The sequence below is a fragment of the Mycobacterium sp. 48b genome (assembly GCF_048282725.1).
Classification (GTDB): domain Bacteria; phylum Actinomycetota; class Actinomycetes; order Mycobacteriales; family Mycobacteriaceae; genus Mycobacterium.
Genome location: NZ_JBLVUL010000001.1, coordinates 4,460,771 through 4,480,800 on the forward strand (window position 1 = coordinate 4,460,771; position 20,030 = coordinate 4,480,800).

Genomic DNA, 20,030 nt, shown 5'->3' on the forward strand with positions numbered 1-20,030 from the left:
AAGGGTACTCACGGTTTTACGTGTACGTCAGTGAATCTCGCCAGTTAGGCCGAAATCAGTCATCGTTTTCGCGGCGAGTTCACGCAAAGCGCACGTGGTGTTCTCCGCACCGGGCTGATAGGCGCCGATGCTGATGAAGATCTTGCCGCTGATGCGTCCAGAGAGGATGACGGCGCGGCCACCTGTTCGCTCGAGCAACTGCCGCGATTCATGTTGCCCAGTGGTGCGCGCGTTGGCGAAGGCAGATACGGTGCCGTCGGCTTGGCTGATCAAAGAGCTCAAATCGCCGAGGTGAGATGCAAACACCGGCTGGTCGGGATCGGCCGGTGCCTTGGCCACCATCTGTTTCAGCATTCGCTTCGGCACAAATGACGGCAGCCACAGGAGTTGCTTCGACTCGTCTGGTGTCTCTTTCAACGTCCGCAGCGTCTGCTTGATGGCAGCCCGGATTTCACGCAGATCGGTGGCGGACTGTGTCGGGTCGACGGTGACGCGGGCGTATGACAGTGCCATCGCGCGTGTGTCGTCCTCATCGGTGCGGTCGCTCATCGGAATCTGAAGTGTGACGGCGCCATCCGTTGCGCGTACCCGCCCGATACGTTCGCCGAACTTGGCAGCGAAGGCCGCGGCCAAGGTATGACTCGCTCCGCCGAGATCCGCCGCTCGCGCGTCCCAGTCATCCAGATCGACGTAGATCGTGAGGGCAGGCACGAGGACAACCTCATCGGCGCCGGCCGCCTTGGCCGGCTCGGGCCGTGGTACGGAAAAACGGTGTTCCTCAGCCGCGGCGCGGGTCTGCTTTCGAGCCGATCTCACCGCACTGACAAGAGCCCGAGCCGCATTCGGCACGTCCCGGGCCGTCTGTCGGGCATCTTGCCCCAACGCACGCATTCGTGTTCGTGACAGTGGCGGGGGGTACCCGAGATCGCGGGTCTTACCCACAGCCCCTTCGACTATGACGAGCGCGAGCCCGAGGCCGTCAATCAGGTTGTGCGAAAGTACCAGGCTGATCGCGGTCGAGCCGTCATCGAGGGGAAGGACACCGATGTGCCAGCCCGGACCCGATTCCGCATCGACCGGAAGCTGGGAACGTTCATCGACCCAGTCACTGAATTCCGTGCGCGAGCGGGGAGACTCGGCGATGTCGATGTCTGACGGTCCGGAATCTGCGACCCACCGATGCCGGGCGATCGGCAGTGCCGGGCGTTCGATACGACGACCCAGCAATCCCTGACCGAGAAAATGATGGAAACGACGTAACCCATCGAGATCGACAGCACGGTCATAGAGCCACGTGACCTGGATGACCACGTTCATGCCGGCAGCGTGATGCTCTGCCAACAGCGCTTCGTCTGCCAATGCGAGCCGATTATCCGGTCGTACAGAGGGTTTGGAATTGCGGAGTGGTCCCATCAGGCCCACGTTCCCCGCCGGCGGTGAGCCATCGCAACGACCTCGTAGCGGAACTTCAGGATGGATGGCCGGATGAATCGGTTGAGCTTGTGAAGGCGCTCGGAGTTCTCGAAGACCTTGCGGAAACCCTGTTCGCTCGCGCGATATTCGGCATAGACGCGGTCCAGCGCAGACTGATCCAGGGGTTCGTCGCGCGCCGCCGCGTGCAACGCCTCGTAGACGGTAGAAATCCAGTCGGTGCCGAAGGTTTCGTTCACCGGGCCGGTGTGCCGCTGGCGGTGAAGGTCCGGTGTGAGGAACTCCTCGATGGCGGCCTCGTCACGCGTCTCCAGATCGATCCCCAGTGCCACCGAAATCCGTTTCACCTCCCGACGCCAGTCATCGAGGAGGTTCGCGTACTCGACGAACGCGCGCGGCACGTCGCGGGTGTCTCTCTCGGCCAACAAGTTGAATTTCAACCACAGCGCGCTCCCGAGTTCGGGCAACGTCAGGAAGTCCGCCGCACCCGATGCGATCACTTCCTGCGGGGGACGCACCATGTTCACGACCGCGACGTCGAAGCCGGCCTGCCGCGCGGCCTCGAACCACAAACCGGAAAGCAGCGTGATCTGCAGATCCTTGATGAGTACGAGCGGCGCGGACGGCAGCGTCGAGAGAAACTGTCCAATCTTGTTGATGCAGGTGGCCTTCTGGTCTTCATCGAGTCCGCCCTCCTCCTGCAGGCGGAATGACGCATCGAACACGGCGCTGCCATGGCTGCGCAGAATCGTGTTGTTGAGATGAAGCGACGCCCGCGGCTCCCAGTAGCCACGCGGGTTGCGCGGGTCCGCGCCCGACAACCCGGTCGGGAGCGTGGCACCGCACAGGGACAACACCCGCGTGACCGCCGACGTTCCGGATCGAGGCACACCCAACACGAACAGGGCGACCGGGCGGGCCCCGGACTCACTGCGTCCCGCCGGGTTCACGAGAACAACTCCGCGAGCGGCGCCGACGACGATCCGTTTGCGTATGTGCAACCTGCGGCGCGCTTCGCGGCTTTGCACCGGCTCTGATTCATGACGGCAGAGTATTCGGAGATGCGTTGCTGCCGTGGTGAATTGCCATATGCTGCACAATCTCTTGGCCGCCCCGCGCCCTCACACGACGGGGACGCCCATCTCGGGATCAGAAGTTGTTGCAGGTGTTGAACGCCTGCTCGATGGTGCCGAGATACGGCTGAAACATCGGAGCGTTGGCCACGTCCTGGGCCGTCCTCGCCCGCTTCTCCGGTGGGTCGACGATGAACTGACGCAAGCCGCGCTGCAGTATCGGCGATTGGTCGAATGCCTGACGAACCTGGGGATCCTGCGCATCGAGTGCCGATACCAACTGCGGGTAACTGCATGTCGTGTTGATCGCGGAATCCAGGTTGGGCCCTGCGGATGCGATCCCGGCCCCGGCGGTCAACGACAGGGCCAGGCCGCCGAGCCCGACGGCCAGTCTGGTCAACGACAGACGGAACATATTCAAACTTCCTCCCTACCATTGCTCCCGACAATTCCGACTGTAATCGGGTCGGGCCCATCTCACCCATGATTTGCCCAGGTCTGCCAAAGCACGAAATCAGGCCTCCTGCTTGACCAGTGGGGCGGAAGGAAGGCTCACCGGGCCAAGGACCGCACTGGAGGGCCGCTGACGGACCCGCAGCGGCCACCAGAACCATCGCCCGAGCAACGCGGCAATCGCCGGCGTCATGAATGCACGTACCACCAGAGTGTCGAACAACAAGCCCAGCCCGATGGTCGAACCCACCTGCCCGATGATGCGCAGGTCGCTGACCACCATCGACAGCATCGTGAACGCGAACACCAGGCCCGCGGTCGTCACCACCTTGCCCGTGCCGCCCATGGCCCGGATGATGCCCGTGTTGATCCCGGCGCCGACCTCTTCCTTCATCCGCGATACCAACAGCAGGTTGTAATCAGAACCCACCGCCAACAGGACGATCACCGACATCGCCAAGACGAGCCAGTGCAATTCGATGCCGAGTATGTGCTGCCAGACCAGCACCGAGAGCCCGAACGCGGCACCGAGCGAAAGCGCCACCGTACCGACGATGACCAGTGCGGCGACCAAACTCCGCGTCACCACCAGCATGATGCCGAAGATCAGGCAGAGCGCCGCGACACCCGCGATCAAGAGGTCGAATTTCGACCCGTCTCGCAGGTCCTTGTATGTCGCAGCGGTTCCGGCGAGGTCGATGGAAGCGTTCTGCAGCGGCGTCACCTTGATCGCTTCCTCGGCTGCCGTCCGTACGGCATCGACCCGAGAGATGCCCTCGGGAGTTCCGGGATCACCCCGGTGCGTGAGGATCAGTCGGACGGCCTTCCCGTCGGGCGAGAAGAACAAGCTCATCGCCCGTTGGAAGTCCTTGTTCTCGAACACTTCCGGAGGAAGATAGAAGGAGTCGTCGTTCTGGGCGCCGTCGTAGATCTTGCCCATCGCGCTGGCGTTCGACGTCGTCTCATCCATGATGGCGATCATTCCGGACATGGTGCTGTGCATTGTCAGCATCATGGCTCGCATCGACTTCATGATCTCGATCATCGGCGGCAACTGAGTGACAAGCTGCGCCTGTAACCCGTCGACTTTCACCAAGTTGTTGAGAAGTTTGTGCATCTGAAGGCTGAGCTGGTCGGTGCTGTCAAGCGCGTCGAACACTGATCGAATGGCGAAGCAGATGGGAATGTCGTAACAGTGACCTTCCCAGTACAGGTAATTGCGAAGCGGCCGGAAGAAGTCGTCGAAATTCGAAACGGTGGCCATCAGATCGTCAGTAAGTTCGGCAGTCTCCCCGGTCACCTCGACCGTGTTGTGGGTGATCGAGCCGATCAACTTCATCAGATTGTGAGTGCCCTCCATCTGGGTGATCATTCTCTGCATGTCGTCCGCCTGCTTCAACATGCCATTCATGCGATCTTTCGCGAACGGCACGATCTGTCGGAGGCCGGCGCTCTGCAAGCTGATCTGAAACGGTATCGACGTGCGCTCGATCGGGCTGCCCTCAGGCCGGGTGATGCTCTGCACCGTGGCAATCCCGGGGACCGCGAAGATGTTCTTGGCCAGCTTGTGCAGGACCAAGAAATCTGTCGGGTTGCGCATATCGTGGTCGGCTTCGAGCATCAGGATGTCGGGAGTCATCCGCGATTCGGGGAAATGACGCTCGGCGGCGGCATATCCGACATTGGCCGGGATGTCTTGGGGCACATACAGCCGGTCGTCGTAGCTGGTCTGATACCCGGGCAGGGCCAACAGCCCGACAAACGCCACCGCGCACGCCCCGGCCAGAATCGGCACCGGCCATCGGACCACCGCCGTGCCGACCCCCCGCCACCGGCGGACCATGAGCTTCCGCTTCGGTTCGAACAGCCCGAACCGGCCGCCGACGGCAATGACGGCCGGAACCAGCGTGACGGCAACCGCGACGGCAACCGCCATACCTATGGCGGATGGGATACCCATCGTCTCGAAGTACGGCAGCCGGGTGAAGCTCAGACAGTAAATGGCTCCGGCAATCGTCAAGCCTGAGGCCGCAACCACTTTGGCAACGCTGCGATAGGTGGTGTAGAACGCGGTTTCGCGGTCTTCGCCAGCTTGACGTGCCTCGTGATATCGCCCGATGAAGAAGATTCCGTAATCGGTGCCGACCGCGATTCCGAGCGATACCAGCAGATTCACCGCGAATGTCGACAGCCCCAGAACCTGGTGATCGCCGAGGAATGCGACCACTCCCCGAGCCGCCTGCACCTGTATTCCGACCATGGCCAGTAGGAGAACGACGGTGATGACCGAGCGGTACACGAAAAGCAACACCGTACAGATCACCACCAGGGTCACCAGCGTGATCTTCATGATCGACGTGTCACCGGCGTGGTTCATGTCGGTGATCAGCGGGGACGGACCCGTGACGTAGGCCTTCACCCCGGGCGGCGGCGGCGTTCCCGCCACGATGCCCCGGACCGCTTCCACAGATTCGTTCGCGAGGGCCTGCCCCTGGTTGCCGGCGAGATTCAGCTGGACATAGACACTCAGATCATCGGCACTCTGAACACCCGACGCGGTGAGTGAGTCCCCCCAGTAATCCTGAACGTGCTGCACGTGTTTCGTATCGGCCCGCAACTGACGAACCAGATCATCGTAATAACTGCGCGCGTCCTCGCCGAGGGGTTTGTCGCCCTCCAAGACAATCATCGCCACACTGTCGGAATCGGATTCGCCGAACACCTGCCCCATGCGCTGCATCGCCTGAAACGACGGCGCATCCTTGGGAACCAGCGACACCGAGCTTTCCCGCCCGACCTGTTCCAGTGACGGAACAGCGAAGGTGACGACGGCGATGATCGCCAGCCAGCCGAGAATGATCGGCACCGACAGCCGATAGATCACCCGAGCGATCAACGGCGGCCGGTCGCTTGTGTGCCGATCGCTCATGCGGCCTTCACCGCACAGAAGGAAGACGCATTCATGGCTGTCAGCGCTCTTCTCTCTGCAGGATCGACCGCACAAGCTGGCCGCGGCCCGACGGGCGCCCCGTTGCACTGAGCGGACGTGGATGCACCCGCTGCGGCCACCAGAACCACCGCCCCAGCAGCGCGGCGATCGCCGGCGTCATGAATGCGCGTACCACCAAGGTGTCGAACAACAGACCGACGCCGATGGTGGCACCCAACTGCCCGATAGTGACCAGGTCACTGACGACCATCACCAACATCGTGAACGCGAACACCAGGCCGGCGGCCGTCACCACCTTGCCGCTGCCGCCCATGGCCCGGATGATGCCGGTGTTGATCCCGGCGCCGATTTCCTCTTTCATCCGGGACACCAGCAGCAGGTTGTAATCAGAACCCACCGCCAACAGAACGATCACCGACATCGCCAGCACCACCCAGTTCAACGGCATACCGAGGATGTGCTGCCAGATGAGCACGGAAAGCCCGAAGGCTGCGCCCAGTGAAAGCGCCACCGTGCCGACGATGACCAGTGCGGCGATGAAGCTCCGCGTCACCACGAGCATGATGCCGAAAATGAGGCAGAGTGCGGCGACAGCCGCGATCAGAAGATCGTATTTGGACGCTTCGACCAGGTCTTTCACTGACGCTGCGGTGCCCGTGAGATGGACCGAGGCATTTTGCAGCGGCGTGCCCTTGAGCGCTTCTTCGGCCGCGGTTTCGATCGGGTCGACCAGCGACATGCCCTCAGTCGTTGCCGGGTCGCCTCGCTGGGTGATGAGCATGCGGGCCGCTTTCCCGTCCGGTGACAGGAAGATGTCCATGACGCGCTGAAAGTCCTTGTTCTCGAAGACTTCCGGCGGCAGATAGAAGGAGTCGTCGTTCTGGGCAGCGTCGAATGCCTTGCCCATCGCGGTGGCGTTGTCGTTCGACGTCGCCATTTGGTCCATGATCCCGGACATGGTGCTGTGCATCGTCAGCATCATGGTTCGGGTGGATTCCATGGTCGAGATCATCACCGGAAACTGCGCGGCCAATTGCGGCAGAATCGCGTCGAGTTGATCGAGGTTGTCAACCAGGCTGACCATCTTGACGGTGATTTGGTCAATCCCGTCGAGCGTGTCGAAAACCCCTCTGATCGACGAACATATCGGAATCGTGTAGCAGTGCGGTTCCCAATAGAAGTAGTTCCGGATCGGTCGGAAGAAATCGTCGAAGTTCGCAACGTGATCGCGCAGTTGATTGGTCACCGTTTGCAGCTCGTGGGTATCGGCGACCATTTGATGCGTGGTGCTGACCATCTCTTCTGTCAGTGCCTGCATGCGCTTGACGATGGCGATCGTTTTGGTCATGTCGTCGGCCTGCACCAGCAGGTCTTCCATTCGATCCTTCTGGAACGGCATCAAATGGGTTTGAGACGCGTTGCTCATGCTGAGCATGAACGGGATCGTCGAGTGTTTGAGCGGCTCCCCGGCGGGGCGGGTCGGTGCCTGGACCATGGCGACTCCGGGCACGGATTGCACACCCTTGGCCAGTTTGTTCAAGACCAGAAAGTCGATCGGATTCCGCATGTCGTGGTCGGCCTCGACCAACAGAATGTCGGGCGCCATCATCAATGACTGGGGGAAATGGCGCGTCGCCGCCGCATAACCCACGTTGGCGGGGATGTCCTGCGGGATGTAATTCTGGTCGTTGTAGCTCGGTTTGTACGCGGGAAGCGCGAGCAGGCCGATGAGCGAGACCGCGCACGTCGCGATGAGAATGGGCCCGGGCCACCGGACGACCGCAGTTCCCACCTTCCGCCACCGCCGGGTGGTGAGCTTCCGCTTGGGTTCGAACAGCCCGAACCGGCTACCCACGGCGATGACCGCGGGAACGAGTGTGACAGCGACCAATACGGCGGCAGTCATGCCCACGGCGGTGGGAACGCCGAGGGTTTGATAGACCGGCAGGCGGGTGAAGTGCAGACAGAGAATCGCTCCGGCGATCGTCATGCCCGAACCCACGACCACCTTCGCGACGCTGCTGAACGTCGTATAGAACGCCTCCTCTTTGTCCTCGCCGGCCTGGCGCGCCTCCTGGTAGCGCCCCGTGAAGAAGATGCCGTAGTCGGTGCCCGCCGCGATCGCGAGCGCCACCAACAGGTTGACGACGAACGTCGTGATACCGATGACCCCTAGACTGCCGAGTAACGCCACTACCCCTCGGGCCACCGTCAATTCGATGCCGACAACCACCAGCATGAGAATCACGGAGATGATCGACCGATAGACGAGCAGCAGCATCACGAAGATGACCGTGAGGCTCAGCGAGGTGACCAGCCCCACCGTCCTGTTGCCGGCCGGGCCCAGATCCGCGGCGAATGCCGCCGGTCCCGTGACATACGTCTTGATTCCCGGCGGCGGCGGAATCCGGTCCACGATCGCACGCATCGCCTCAACGGATTTGACCGCCGAGATGTCCGTGTTGCTGGTGAGCGTCACCTGTACGTAGGTGGCCTTGCCGTCGACGCTCTGCGCGGCGCCCTGGGTCATCGGATCGCCCCAGAAATCCTGGACGTGCACGACGTGTGTGGTGTCGGCCTTGAGCTGACGAACCATCTCGTCGTAGTAACCGTGTGCGGCATCGCCGAGGGGCTGCTCCCCCTCCAGAACGATCATCGCGACAGCGCCGGACCCGGCTTCGCCGAACAGTTGCCCCATGCGCTGCATCGCCTCGAACGACGGTGCGGCGGTGGGATCCATCGCTACCGGATGCTCTTTCTCCACCTGCTCGAGCGAAGGCACGGCAACACTCAGGATGACGGTGACCGCCAACCAGGCCAGGATGATCGGCACCGACAGGACGCGGACCATGCGTGCGATGAACGGGCGGCGCCTGGCCATGGGCAACGGCTCCGTTATCGGCTCACTGTCCGTGCTCATGCGGCCTTCAGCTGACAGAAGGTGAAGGCACTCACGCCAGTCCTGACCTTCTCGTCCTTCACCTCGTCGCCGACGAGGATGCGGCATCCGATCGAGTCAGTATTGCCTTGCGCGGAGATGTTTCCCATCGCCGTCGCATCGGAGATCGGGAAGTCCATCGACCATGGCAGCGGCGCATCCCTGATGAGTCTCGGTTCGGCATCGGCGTCGAAATAACTGATGGTCGCCAGCGTCCCCGGAGGACCGAACACCTCGTAAACCAGGTGCTTGGGGTCATGGGGCCGCTTCTCCTCACGTTCGGCGCTGGTGTACGCGGGGCGGCTCTGGCTGCCGAATACGCCGTGCAATCGAGACACGGTGAATCCGCCTGCGACTCCCACCACCACCAGCACCAGCGGAATCCACAGCCGCTTCAGGATCCTGAAAATCGCGAGTTCCTCCGACTGTCTTCCGTGCCGGCACCCTGCGGGTGCTCAACATGCATTTGCAGATCGGATGCGAACGATCGAGCCCCGGATGCGGTGGCATCCGAGGCCTGACCCTGCACGAAGCTCCCGCAAACGTGCGGCGCCCGTCGACGAGCGCAACCGATCCCGAAGAGTAAACCATGCCGCTGCGTCAATTTGTCGCAAACGAGTCAGTTGGCCGGAATCGGTTCAACGCCTTGACAATCGCCGTGACGCCCCAGCCGCTGGCACACCAGCCGACACCACCGGTGAATACCGGTGTTCGAGCACCTCCGAGGCCATTCACGCTGCTTCGGCACTGGGAACTGGCTATGAATTTTCTATGAAAGGACCACGAAGTATGCCATTGACACGGGCGGGCCGACGGATGCGACCCCACGGCGATGAATACATCCGGCGCACGCTCCGGCACAGTTCGCCGGTCCCGGTCCCCCGGGGTCAGGCACTAGCGGTTATCTGAATTCGTTCAGGGCAGGAATCGGGCGATCTGCGGTGACGGGAGCGTCTGCGCCGCCCGGGCCTGGCGGAAACCGACCAAACCGCCGGCCGCTGTCATCAACACCATGCCGCCGAGGCCGGGCAGCACGGCGAACAGAAGGTCGCTCGTGCTGGCCGTCCGCAGGTAGTCGGCGTAGCCGAGCCGGAAGGACTCCGGCACGGCTGGTACCGAAAGTGGCTGTGCTGCGGGGGGTTCGGACCTTGGCGCCGCAATGCTCGGCGCACTCGGGGCCGCAGGCGGCGCGCCGGCGGGAGGCGCCGACGGCACCGGGGCCGGGATCACCGGAACAGGCGGGACGACCACGGGCGCGGGGGCGACCGGCACCGCGGGTGCCGCAGGAGCCGGCGCGGCAGGGGCCTTGGGCGGGGCCGAGCGGATCACGATCGCCCGGCTGCTCGGAGCAGTGGGCACCGGCGCCAGATTCGGGGCTCTGCCGATGTTGCCGTTGGTCGGCGCTCCTGCACCGCCTCCCCCGCCGCCGGACACGACAGCCGAAGGCGCCTGCGTGATCCCGCCGGTCACGACCGCGGAAGACGGAGCCTGCCCGGTCCCACCGGTGACCGCTGCCGAAGGAGCCTGTCCGGTTGCGCCGACGCCCGACGACTGCGGAGCCTCGGCGGCCGAGGCCGAACGGGCCGCCGACGGCGCCGAAGCCTCGCCGGCACCCACTTTGACCTTCGGCCCGGTCGACGCGTTCGGTCCGGTGAGGCCGCCGCCGGAATTCTTCGCCCCACCGCTGCGCTGGTTGCCGACCCTGGCGCTGTGGTCGGACTTCTTCTTCTTGTCCTTGTGATCGAAGATGTCCAGGACATCGAAGTCGATCCCGAACAGATCGGCCGAGGCCACCGCGGTGCCGAGCATGCCCGGTCCCGCCACCATGGCACCACAAGCGATTGCACAGCCAGCTGCGGTGTTACGCACCCATGACCGGTCCACGAAAAGATCCCCCCACAAGAGATCGCGACAGATATAGCCGCACGCACTGGAACAAGTTCCCATTGTGACATACCGGCAGTCCGTTGGGTTTGCTGGACCGGGTTTCGAAATAGCGGCCGCGTCAATGTCGGCCAACCGGGTCGGTTGCGGCGATACCCTTTGTTCGTGGTGGTCAGCGAGTTCCGCCGGTCAGTGTGCATACCCGAGATGGCGTTGAACAACCGCATTCCGGCCCGCACTCGGCACTATGCCGAGAGCGTGTCTAGCCGGCTGCGCGTGTTGACCATCGCGACGTGCCTCGCGGCCGCGGTATCCGGGGGGTTCGGTGTCTTCCAGCTGATCCTCGGCGGGCCCATGTGGCGGTTCGGCTTCGTCAACCTCGGATCCGCCGCGTTATTCCTACTGGTGCCACTGCTGTACCGATTCGGTGAACTGATCGCGCCGCTGGCATTCTTCCTGTTCGCCTACGTATCGGTGTCGACGATGTGCTTCGCGGTCGGGACCGGCTCCGGGCTGCAGTTCTACTTCATCGTGGCGGCGTCGCTGGCAGTGCTGGTATTGGGAATCGAACGCATCGTGCTGGCGGGGACGCTGACGGCACTGGCGGTGGCCGCCGCGATCGTGCTGGAAATCCTGGTTCCCAACGATCGGGGCCTCGGACCACCGTGGGCACTGACCGCGGGCTTCATCCTTTCGGCAGTCTCGGCCGGAGTAATGGTGTTTGCCACGGTCTGGTTGTCGCTACGTGAGATGGCTCGGGCCGAAGAGGCGATGGAAGCCGAATATCAGCGATCCGAGCAACTACTGGCCAATATTCTGCCGGCGACAATAGCCCAGCGCCTCAAGGAACCGTCACGCACGATCATCGCCGACAAATACGACGACGCCTCGATCCTGTTCGCCGATATCGCCGGCTATACCGAACGCGCCAGCGACATCACCCCGACGGATCTGGTGGGTTTTCTGGACCGGCTCTACACCGATCTCGATGCGCTGGTGGACCGCCATGGCCTGGAGAAGGTCAAGACGAGCGGTGACTCCTACATGGTGGTGGCCGGGGTGCCCAAGCCGCGCGCCGATCACATCGAGGCCCTGGCCTGCCTGGCCCTCGACCTGGCCGACGCCGTCGCCGACCTCAAGGATCCGCGAGGGCGTGCGGTGCCGCTGCGGATCGGCCTGGCCGCCGGGCCCGTAGTGGCAGGGGTGGTGGGAGCCCGCAAGTTCTTCTACGACGTCTGGGGCGACGCCGTCAACGTCGCCTCCCGCATGGAGACCACTGATGTGGCCGGACGAATTCAGGTGCCGCACAACGTGTACGAGCGAATAAGCCACGCATTCGTTCTCGAGGAGCGCGGCGACGTCGAGATCAAGGGCAAGGGCCTGATGCACACCTGGTATCTGGTCGGGCGCCGGGACGAGGCGGTACGCACCCGGCTGGAGAATGCCGGCCCGATGCGTACCGCCTCGGCTGTGCCGCCTGCCGGCGCCTAGACCTTGCGGTTCTCCGACTTGATCAGCCACGCCAGCTTCTCCAGTCCGTCGATCAACTGATGCAGGATGTCGGCGGTGGTGGGATCGTGCTCATCGACCGAGTCGTGGACGTCGCGCACCGTGCCCACGGTCGCGTAGATCCGGGTGGTGATCAGGTCGACCACCTCGTCGGTACTGCGCTCGTAGGCGGGGAACTCCGGCAGCGTCGTGCTCGCCACGACGGTGTCCGACCGTCCGTCGGGGACGGCGTCCAACGCGCGCATCCGTTCGGCGATCGTGTCGCTGCCCTCCCTGGCGAAATCTACGACCTCGTCGAGCTGCAGGTGCAGATCCCGGAAGTTCGTGCCCACGACGTTCCAGTGCGCCTGCTTGCCTTGGAGCCCGAGCTCGATCAGGTCGACGAGCACCTGCTGCAGATGACCGCCGAGCTCCGGTGCGGCCTGGTAACCCTGAATATCGGATTCGTTTCGACGTGTACTCATGCCATACACAACCGGAGCTATTCTGGAATCAATCCAGTTTAGTGAATATGTGGTCACGCTCACATCGGTTGCCGTTCGGTCACCTGGTCCTGCTGATTTAGCAGGCGCGCATAACCCGCCCCCATTCCCAGCAGTGCCAACCCGACGACGATGAACACCGCGACGCGGAACATCCCGTCGAGGGTGCCCAGGTCGAACAGGAACAACTTCGCCATGGCAGCGACGACGAGTGCCATGCCGCCACCGATCGGCAGCGATCGTTGCGCCTTGGGACGTCGCGCCGCATAGCCGAGCAACCCGGCCGCCACCGCGATCCAGCAGATCGTCGCCGCCATGTGGCCGCCGAAGAACCCGGCCCCGGTACCGCCGATGGCTACGCCTGCGGTGACGGTGAACACCGTCGCGGCATACCCTGCGGCGGCGGCCGCGACCATCAACACCAGCCGGACCACCTCCTGATCCGCCTCACTGTCGGCCGACCACGCCCACGAGATGGCGGCAGCCGCAGCGATCGCCAGAACGCTGCCGATCAGCGCCGAAACCGTAAGCCCTGCAGACAGTTTCGTCGCGTGAACCAGGGCGTCGGGTCCGGCGGAGTCCAGGTACACGGCACCACCCACCGCCGCCAGGCCCACGGCTATCCCCCGCGCCACGCCGCGCCGGCGCCCCGCCACTGCGACCACAGCGGCCATCGCCAACAGCAGCGGACCGGCAACCGGTCCGTCGAAGGCCACCAGCACCGAGATCAGCGCGGCGACGGCCGCCAGTACCGACCACACCTGGCGGACCATGGCGCTCATCCCGGGTACACGGTCACCGATCGTGACGATCCCGACCAGCGCAGCCGCCAGAGCCGCCGCCATGAGTGCTGCGATGACGCGATCGACGGCAGCTGCGACACACAGCACCGGCAGGACGCCACCGGCCGCCAAGACCGCCGTCGCCGCCGGCCTGGTGGACCAACGCAGCACCAGCACTGCACCCACCAGCGCCAGCACTGCGGCGATCCCGCAGGTCAGTGCGAGGACCAGGTCGTGGCGACCGTCGATCGAGGTGGCCGCCAGCGCGATCAACAGCGGCAAGGTGGGCGCGGCAGTGCGCGCGGCATACAACCAGAGCCAGTCCCGACCGAACTGGACCGGCAGCGCGGCGGCCGACAAGGCCAGCATGAACCCGATCAGCAACAGCGTCATACCGTCGGTCACGACCGGCGCCAGGGCGATCAGCGGCACCAAAACCAGCAGACCCAGCTGTTCGGAGTCCCATCGCCGCGACAGCATCAGGCCGCCGCCGCCGACTGCTGCGGCCAATGCCAGACCGACCGGCGCGGACACCCAGTCATAGATCGTGGTCACCGCGATCACATCCATGTAGGCGGCGGCAACGCCGGTCGCAGCCAACGCGATCGCCCCGACCCGGCCGCCCGGCCGGTTGTACAGCCACCACCCCACGCCGACGAGCCCCGCGGCCAGAACCGCGCCTGCGGCAACCCGGAACTCCGGCCGGAGGATCCCCGCCTGCGCCGCCAGCACCAACAGGAGCACCACACCGGTGAGGGTCACCGTCACCCCGGCCACGGCCAGCGCCTTGCCGATCCAGCCTTCTGACCGTTCCGGACGGGCAGAGGGCGCAGGGCGGGGCGGGACGGGGGCGGCAACGGGCACCGGTGATGGCGACGGCACAGGAGGTGCAGGCGGTACGGCCAAGGATGCGGGCACCGGCGCGGGGGCCTGCACCAGCATCCGGTTCAACTCCCCGAGGTCGGCCGACACCCGGTTCAGATACGCCGAGATCGCCGCAAGATCCGAGGACATCCGGGCGATGACAACACGATGAGGTTCGCTCATGCGGTCATCGTGGCAACAAAACCGGCTGCCGTGATGAGTAGGACTACTCGTCGAGGCCGTGTTCGATGGCGTAGCGGGCCAATTCGACCCGGTTGGCGACCTGCAACTTGCGGAACGTCGCCTGGACGTGGTTTTCCACCGTGCGGTGACTCAGCGACAGACGGGTGGCGATCTGCTTGGCCGTCAACCCCTTTGCCACGTAGCGCAGCACCTCGGTCTCCCGTTCGGTCAGGCTCGGAGTAGCCGGGCCGTCGTCGGGCCGTTGAGCGATTCGCCGGTACTCGCCGAGGACCAACCCGGCCAGCCCCGGGGTGAACACCGCACGCCCCTCGGCGGTCGCCCGCACCGCCGCGGTCAGCTCGGCTTTGGATGCGCTCTTCACCAGATACCCTGTGGCCCCGGCCTTCACCGCTTCCAAGACGTCGTCACGCTCGTCGGAGGCCGAGAGCACCAGCACCCGCGACGACGGCGACACGGTGAGCACCTCCGCGGTGGCCGTGGCACCGCTGCCGTCGGACAAGCTCATGTCCATCACCACCACATCGGGCAGCACCACACCGGCCCGCCTGCGCGCCGAAGCCACGCCGTCGGCGGTGGCCACCACATCGAATCCCTCGTCGGCAAGGTCGCGTGCCACCGCGTCGCGCCAGATCGGATGATCGTCGACGACCATCACCGTCAGGGCAGTCTCGGTCATCCCCGTCCCTTCTCGATCGCGGCGCCGCCCGGGCGGGGCAACGTCAGCTCCCATTCCGTGCCGCATCCCGGCGCGGTATGCAACTGTGCCCGACCTCCCAGCCAATCCATCCGGCCCACAATCGATTTCGTGATCCCCACATGACCTTCACGGGCCGCCTCGGCCAGCCGGCCCTCGCCGATGCCGACACCGTCGTCGCGGACACTCACCGTCACCGAATCCCCCAGGTCTTCGAGCAGGACGAAAACCCGGGCGTCGGGCCCGGCATGCGCGGCGGCGTTGTCCAAGGCGTTGCTCGCCGCAGCGAACAACTCATGGGCGGCCTCGTGGTCGAGCAGCACCGGTTCTGCCGGCAAGCTGACCGACACACGGTCCGAGGCGCGACCCCGCAGCAGTGCGCCGATGTCTGTGGCCCCGCCGGTGTGCACTTCCGGGTCGGGTGCGCTGACCAACCTGCGGAGGGCTCGCTCCTGTTCCCCTGCGAGTTCAGCCAGTTGCGCTGTCTCGCCGCCGATCTCGCGACCCCGCCGCGATACCAGGGCCAGCACCTGGATGGCACCGTCGTGGACCCGGCGGGACAGTCGCTCCCGTTCCTCCAGAGAGGCGGCCAGTCGCACCGCGCGCTCCAACTCGGCATGGGCGCGGCGCGCGGTCTGAGCGGCCATGCCCACCGCCAGCCCCACCGCCAGTTCGATGACGATCGTGGCATTGCGGCCCAGATTGATGCTGACGTAACCCTTCAACGCGGCCGCCGCAGCCATCACTGCCAGCCCGGCCGCCATCCCCCCGACCGGACCGAACTGCAGCGCCGCCGAAATGGTGGCATTCGTCGCCCACAACGTGGTCGGCCACGACTGGTTGTCGGCGATCCAATGGTCGGACGCCACCAACTCGGTGGACAGCATGAAAGCCAGGACCACCACGATCTCGGCGACCACCCACGATGGACGACGACCGAAACCCTGCAGGTAGGCGATCGCGCACGCGATGCTCCAGGCGATCAGTGCCGCGCACAGCACACCGGCGAGGACCGGACGCGCCAGATCGTCGTTGATCGCGATCTGGAACCCGAGCGCGTACAGGCAGCTCAGCAGCCGAAAGATCTGCGCGGCACGCCACAACGGCGTGACCGGGTCGGGGCTGCTCTGCATTGGCCCAGCATAAAGTTGCCGCCCCGCACCTGGGCGCAGGGATTTCGCGCGTTGCGACTACCGCTCGCCCCGAGCCACGGGCCGGTCCGGATTCGACGCCCATTCCGACCAGGACCCCGGATACAACGCCGCGTCCACCCCAGCTGCGGCCAGCCCTGCCACCGCCAGCGCCGCCGTCACCCCCGACCCGCAGTAGGTGCCGATGTCGGCACCGCCGGCCACGCCCCGGTCGGCGAGCAGCGCACGGAGCGGGGCGTCGGCGAGCAGCGTGCCGTCGGAGGAAAGGAACTGGGTGCTGGGCAGATTGGTGGCCCCAGGAATGTGGCCGGCCACCGGGTCGACGGGTTCGACGTCCCCGCGGAAGCGTTCGGGCGCCCGCGCGTCCAGCAGCACGTCCACGGCGGACTGCGTCTGTTCGGCGGTCAGGGTGCGAAGAGCCCCGTTGTACAGGTCGTCGTGAACGACGTCGACGTCACCGGCTTCGGGCGTGACCGGGCCCGATTGCAGGGTCTCACCCGCTGCCGACCAGGCCGCGAGGCCGCCGTCGAGGATGCGGACACCGGCGATGCCCGCCGCGGTGAGCACCCACCAGGCCCTGGCCGATCCAGCGCGGTTCCAGTCGTCGTATACGACCGTGGGCACGCCCTTGCGCACTCCCCACCGCCGCGCCGCGGCCTGCAGGTCGGTGCCGGAAGGCAGCGGATGCCTGCCGCGGCCGGCGAGCCGGTGGTCCGACAGTTCGTCGTCCAGCGAGACGTAGACCGCGCCAGGTAGATGACCGCTCAGATAGCCCTGTTCACCGTCGGGCTCGGCCAACGACCAACGCACGTCGAGCACGGTGACCGGCGCTCCCGAGGCGATGTGCTCTCGGAGTTCACCGACCGTGACGAAAACACCTTCTCGTGCGGATGCCACGTAATCGACGCTACATCACCTTCGACAGAAACTCCTTTGTGCGTTCGTGTTTGGGGTTGGCCATCACCTCACGCGGAGGACCGGTCTCGACGATGACGCCGCCGTCCATGAACACCAGCTTGTCGGCGACCTCGCGGGCGAAACCCATTTCATGGGTGACCACCACCATCGTCATGCCCTCACCCGCGAGCTTCTTGATGACCGCCAGTACCTCGCCGACAAGCTCGGGATCCAGCGCCGAAGTCGGCTCGTCGAACAGCATCAGCTTCGGATTCATCGCCAGTGCCCGGGCGATGGCCACGCGCTGCTGTTGCCCGCCCGACAGTTGTGCGGGATAGGCGTCGGCCTTGGCGGCCAAACCCACCTGGTCGAGCAGGTCCTTGGCCCGGGCCAGCGCGGCGTCCTTCTTCACCTTCTTGACGCGGATGGGCGCCTCGATGATGTTCTCCAGCGCGGTGCGGTGCGGGAACAGGTTGAAATGCTGGAACACCATGCCGATGTCGCGGCGCTGCCGGGCGGCATCTCGCGGGGCCATCTCGTGCAGCTTGCCGCCACGTTCGCGATAGCCGATCAGCTCCCCGTCGACATAGAGGCGGCCGGCGTTGACCTGTTCGAGATGGTTGATACAGCGCAGGAACGTCGACTTGCCCGAGCCCGACGGGCCGACCATGCACAACACCTCACCCCTGCCGACGTCCAGGGTGACGCCCTTGAGCACGTGCAGGGCTCCGAAGTTCTTGCACACGCTTTCGGCCCGCACCATCGGTTCGGCGACGGCGGTCATGGATGTGGTTCTCCCATCTGCGCTTTGGCCAACGCCTCAAGTTGCTTGGAGGTGAGCCTGCGCGAGGCGCCCCTCGAGAAGTGCCGCTCGAGGTAGTACTGACCGACCATCAGGACACTGGTGATCGCCAGGTACCAGGTGGATGCCACCAGCAGCAGCGGAACCGGTTCGAACAGCGCGACCCCGATATCCTTTGAGCGGCCGTACAACTCGAAGCTGTACGGAACGGCGGTGACCAGCGACGTGGTCTTCAGCATGCTGATGAACTCGTTGCCGGTCGGCGGGATGATGACGCGCATCGCCTGAGGAAGAACGGTGCGGCGCATGGTCATTCCCCACGACATGCCCAGCGCGACGGAGGCTTCCGTCTGCCCTTCGGGCACCGAGATCAGGCCGCCGCGGATGATCTCGGCCATGTAGGCGGCCTCGTTGAGGCCCAGGCCGAGAACCGCCAGCCAGAACACGTTCGGATCGGACAGGCTGAACTCGAACAGGCTCGGACCGAACGGCACGCCGATCTGAATGTTCCGGTAGATCACCGGGACCAGGCCCCACAGCACCAATTGCACGTAGATGGGCGTGCCGCGGAAGATCCACAGGTAGGTCCAGGACACGGCCTTGAGAACCGGATTCGGCGAGAGCCGCATCACTGCGAGGAGCACACCGAGGACAAGTGCCAGGACCATCGAGTAGATGGTCAGCTGCAGCGTGTTCCACGCCGCTTGCGAGATGCGCTGGTCGAAAAGGTACTTCGCGTACGTCGGCCACCCGTAGGCCTCGTTGGTGGCGGCACCGTAGACGAACAGCCCGAGCAGGATGAGGATGACGATCGCCGCCACCCACCGCCACGGATGCCTCAGTGGTACTGCGTCGATGGCGGGTGGCGGCGATGCATCATCAGTCATCGGCGGCTCAGTTGATCGCACCGTTGACGACCGGCTTGTCGATCATCCCGTTCTCCGCGCCCCAGTTCGCGGCCACCTGCTTGTAGACACCGTTGTCGATCAGGTGCTGAAGGGCCTGCTGCAGGGAGGCCGCGAGCGGCGACCCCTTCTGCACCGCCCAGCCGTACGGGGCGGAGTCGAATACGTCCCCTGCCGCCTCGAGCTTGCCGTTGCTCTGTTTGATCGCGTACGCGGTCACCGGGGAATCGGCCGACATCGCGTCAGCCTGCCCGAGCATGACCGCACTGGTGGCGGCGGTCTGGTCGTCGAACTTCACCACCTGGATCGCGGGCTTGCCCTCCTTGAGGCACTTCTCGTTACGCGCAGGCAGTTCGTCGGTGTCCTGCACCGTGGCCGTCTGCACCGCGATCTTCTTGCCGCACGCGTCCTCGGGATCGATCCCCGCACCGACCTTCTGCGCCCACGACGAGCCTGCGCTGAAGTAGGTGACGAAGTCGACCTGCTCTTCGCGCTTCTTCGAGTCGGTGAACGAGGACATACCGACGTTGTAGTTTCCGCCCTGGACCGACGGGATGATCTTGTCGAACAACGACGCCCGGTACTCCGGGGTGAGGCCAAGGGTGGCGGCAATCGCGTTCATCAAATCGACATCGAAGCCGATGATCTGTCCGGCCGGGTCCTTGAACTCGTTCGGCGGGTAGGACGGGTCGGTACCGACGATGAGCTTGCCGCTCGACTTGATCGGCTCCGGCACGGTGGCGGCGATCGCATCCACCTTCTCAACCTTTGCCGCGGTCGTCGTCTTGGTTTCGGATCCACCGGATTCGGTATTGTTCGCGCAGCCCGACAACGCGAGAGCGCCGCTCGCGGCGACCACCACCGCAAAACGCCACATCTTGCTTCGTCGGGGACGACATCCAACAGTCACGGTTGCCTCTTCTCTCTGTCTGCGGCTGTGGTCGGGCTATCCCAAATCGGAGACGTTAACGGCCTCCGGCCGGGGATGCAGCGCCGGTAACGGAACCTTAA

16 protein-coding genes are annotated in these 20,030 nt (G+C 64.8%); 1 reads left to right on the top strand and 15 read right to left on the bottom strand.

Features of this window, described 5'->3' with window-relative positions; all coding sequences use genetic code 11:
• Nucleotides 1–27 precede the first annotated feature (27 nt).
• From ACNQR1_RS21895 to ACNQR1_RS21925, 7 genes are all read right to left on the bottom strand, one after another.
• Nucleotides 28–1,413, bottom strand: coding sequence for a hypothetical protein (locus ACNQR1_RS21895; RefSeq protein ID WP_418047816.1), 1,386 nt, complete (start codon nt 1,411–1,413; stop codon nt 28–30).
• The gene (locus ACNQR1_RS21900; RefSeq protein WP_418050443.1) at nt 1,413–2,381 is read right to left on the bottom strand and encodes a sulfotransferase family protein; all 969 of its coding nucleotides are present in this window, start codon (nt 2,379–2,381) and stop codon (nt 1,413–1,415) included. Before ACNQR1_RS21900 ends, ACNQR1_RS21895 begins: the two co-directional genes overlap by 1 nt.
• Before the next feature lie 199 nt (nt 2,382–2,580).
• A complete protein-coding gene (locus ACNQR1_RS21905) occupies nt 2,581–2,919 on the bottom strand; it encodes a hemophore-related protein (RefSeq protein ID WP_418050444.1) in 339 nt (112 codons plus the stop codon).
• 99 nt (nt 2,920–3,018) lie between these two features.
• Nucleotides 3,019–5,886 carry an RND family transporter gene (locus ACNQR1_RS21910; protein ID WP_418047817.1) on the bottom strand — a complete coding sequence of 956 codons (2,868 nt, stop codon included), beginning with the start codon at nt 5,884–5,886 and terminating at the stop codon, nt 3,019–3,021.
• Nucleotides 5,887–5,926: 40 nt separating this feature from the next.
• Nucleotides 5,927–8,827 (bottom strand): RND family transporter, encoded by a 2,901-nt coding sequence (locus tag ACNQR1_RS21915; RefSeq protein ID WP_418047818.1) that lies wholly within the window; start codon nt 8,825–8,827, stop codon nt 5,927–5,929.
• Entirely contained in the window at nt 8,824–9,234 is a 411-nt protein-coding gene (locus ACNQR1_RS21920; RefSeq protein ID WP_418050445.1) for an MmpS family transport accessory protein, read from the bottom strand. Before ACNQR1_RS21920 ends, ACNQR1_RS21915 begins: the two co-directional genes overlap by 4 nt.
• 526 nt (nt 9,235–9,760) lie before the next feature.
• Nucleotides 9,761–10,672, bottom strand: coding sequence for a hypothetical protein (locus tag ACNQR1_RS21925; protein WP_418047819.1), 912 nt, complete (start codon nt 10,670–10,672; stop codon nt 9,761–9,763).
• A gap of 222 nt (nt 10,673–10,894) precedes the next feature.
• Between ACNQR1_RS21925 and ACNQR1_RS21930 the strand changes: the two genes are divergently transcribed.
• Complete coding sequence (locus ACNQR1_RS21930) at nt 10,895–12,220, top strand: adenylate/guanylate cyclase domain-containing protein (protein ID WP_418047820.1); 1,326 nt, start codon at nt 10,895–10,897, stop codon at nt 12,218–12,220.
• Here the strand turns inward: ACNQR1_RS21930 and ACNQR1_RS21935 are convergent.
• From ACNQR1_RS21935 to ACNQR1_RS21970, 8 genes are read right to left on the bottom strand one after another with little or no spacing between them, the layout of a single operon-like run.
• A complete protein-coding gene (locus tag ACNQR1_RS21935) occupies nt 12,217–12,702 on the bottom strand; it encodes a Dps family protein (protein WP_418047821.1) in 486 nt (161 codons plus the stop codon). The two genes, ACNQR1_RS21930 and ACNQR1_RS21935, sit on opposite strands and share 4 nt — an antisense overlap.
• A 59-nt stretch (nt 12,703–12,761) precedes the next feature.
• Nucleotides 12,762–14,549, bottom strand: a complete 1,788-nt coding sequence (locus ACNQR1_RS21940) for a DUF2339 domain-containing protein (RefSeq protein WP_418047822.1) — start codon at nt 14,547–14,549, stop codon at nt 12,762–12,764.
• A gap of 43 nt (nt 14,550–14,592) precedes the next feature.
• Complete coding sequence (locus ACNQR1_RS21945) at nt 14,593–15,246, bottom strand: response regulator (protein WP_418047823.1); 654 nt, start codon at nt 15,244–15,246, stop codon at nt 14,593–14,595.
• Nucleotides 15,243–16,397 carry a MacS family sensor histidine kinase gene (gene macS / locus ACNQR1_RS21950; RefSeq protein ID WP_418047824.1) on the bottom strand — a complete coding sequence of 385 codons (1,155 nt, stop codon included), beginning with the start codon at nt 16,395–16,397 and terminating at the stop codon, nt 15,243–15,245. The genes ACNQR1_RS21945 and macS overlap by 4 nt, the downstream gene beginning before the upstream one ends.
• Before the next feature lie 57 nt (nt 16,398–16,454).
• Entirely contained in the window at nt 16,455–17,312 is an 858-nt protein-coding gene (locus ACNQR1_RS21955; RefSeq protein WP_418047825.1) for a sulfurtransferase, read from the bottom strand.
• A 10-nt stretch (nt 17,313–17,322) separates the two neighbouring features.
• Complete coding sequence (locus tag ACNQR1_RS21960) at nt 17,323–18,075, bottom strand: amino acid ABC transporter ATP-binding protein (protein WP_418050446.1); 753 nt, start codon at nt 18,073–18,075, stop codon at nt 17,323–17,325.
• Between the two features lie 17 nt (nt 18,076–18,092).
• Nucleotides 18,093–19,001 carry an amino acid ABC transporter permease gene (locus ACNQR1_RS21965; RefSeq protein ID WP_418047826.1) on the bottom strand — a complete coding sequence of 303 codons (909 nt, stop codon included), beginning with the start codon at nt 18,999–19,001 and terminating at the stop codon, nt 18,093–18,095.
• Between the two features lie 7 nt (nt 19,002–19,008).
• Nucleotides 19,009–19,896 (bottom strand): ABC transporter substrate-binding protein, encoded by an 888-nt coding sequence (locus ACNQR1_RS21970; protein WP_418047827.1) that lies wholly within the window; start codon nt 19,894–19,896, stop codon nt 19,009–19,011.
• Nucleotides 19,897–20,030: the final 134 nt, after the last annotated feature.

What these genes read in the sequence shown, in the direction of transcription:
- ACNQR1_RS21895 (WP_418047816.1), bottom strand. Translation starts at nt 1,413, where the DNA reads ATGGGACCACTCCGCAATTCCAAACCCTCTGTACGACCGGATAATCGG.
- ACNQR1_RS21925 (WP_418047819.1), bottom strand. Translation starts at nt 10,672, where the DNA reads ATGGTGGCGGGACCGGGCATGCTCGGCACCGCGGTGGCCTCGGCCGAT.
- ACNQR1_RS21910 (WP_418047817.1), bottom strand. Translation starts at nt 5,886, where the DNA reads ATGAGCGATCGGCACACAAGCGACCGGCCGCCGTTGATCGCTCGGGTG.
- ACNQR1_RS21970 (WP_418047827.1), bottom strand. Translation starts at nt 19,896, where the DNA reads ATGTGGCGTTTTGCGGTGGTGGTCGCCGCGAGCGGCGCTCTCGCGTTG.
- ACNQR1_RS21915 (WP_418047818.1), bottom strand. Translation starts at nt 8,827, where the DNA reads ATGAGCACGGACAGTGAGCCGATAACGGAGCCGTTGCCCATGGCCAGG.
- ACNQR1_RS21940 (WP_418047822.1), bottom strand. Translation starts at nt 14,549, where the DNA reads ATGAGCGAACCTCATCGTGTTGTCATCGCCCGGATGTCCTCGGATCTT.
- macS (WP_418047824.1), bottom strand. Translation starts at nt 16,397, where the DNA reads ATGCAGAGCAGCCCCGACCCGGTCACGCCGTTGTGGCGTGCCGCGCAG.
- ACNQR1_RS21960 (WP_418050446.1), bottom strand. Translation starts at nt 18,075, where the DNA reads ATGGTGCGGGCCGAAAGCGTGTGCAAGAACTTCGGAGCCCTGCACGTG.
- ACNQR1_RS21965 (WP_418047826.1), bottom strand. Translation starts at nt 19,001, where the DNA reads ATGACTGATGATGCATCGCCGCCACCCGCCATCGACGCAGTACCACTG.
- ACNQR1_RS21935 (WP_418047821.1), bottom strand. Translation starts at nt 12,702, where the DNA reads ATGAGTACACGTCGAAACGAATCCGATATTCAGGGTTACCAGGCCGCA.
- ACNQR1_RS21945 (WP_418047823.1), bottom strand. Translation starts at nt 15,246, where the DNA reads ATGACCGAGACTGCCCTGACGGTGATGGTCGTCGACGATCATCCGATC.
- ACNQR1_RS21905 (WP_418050444.1), bottom strand. Translation starts at nt 2,919, where the DNA reads ATGTTCCGTCTGTCGTTGACCAGACTGGCCGTCGGGCTCGGCGGCCTG.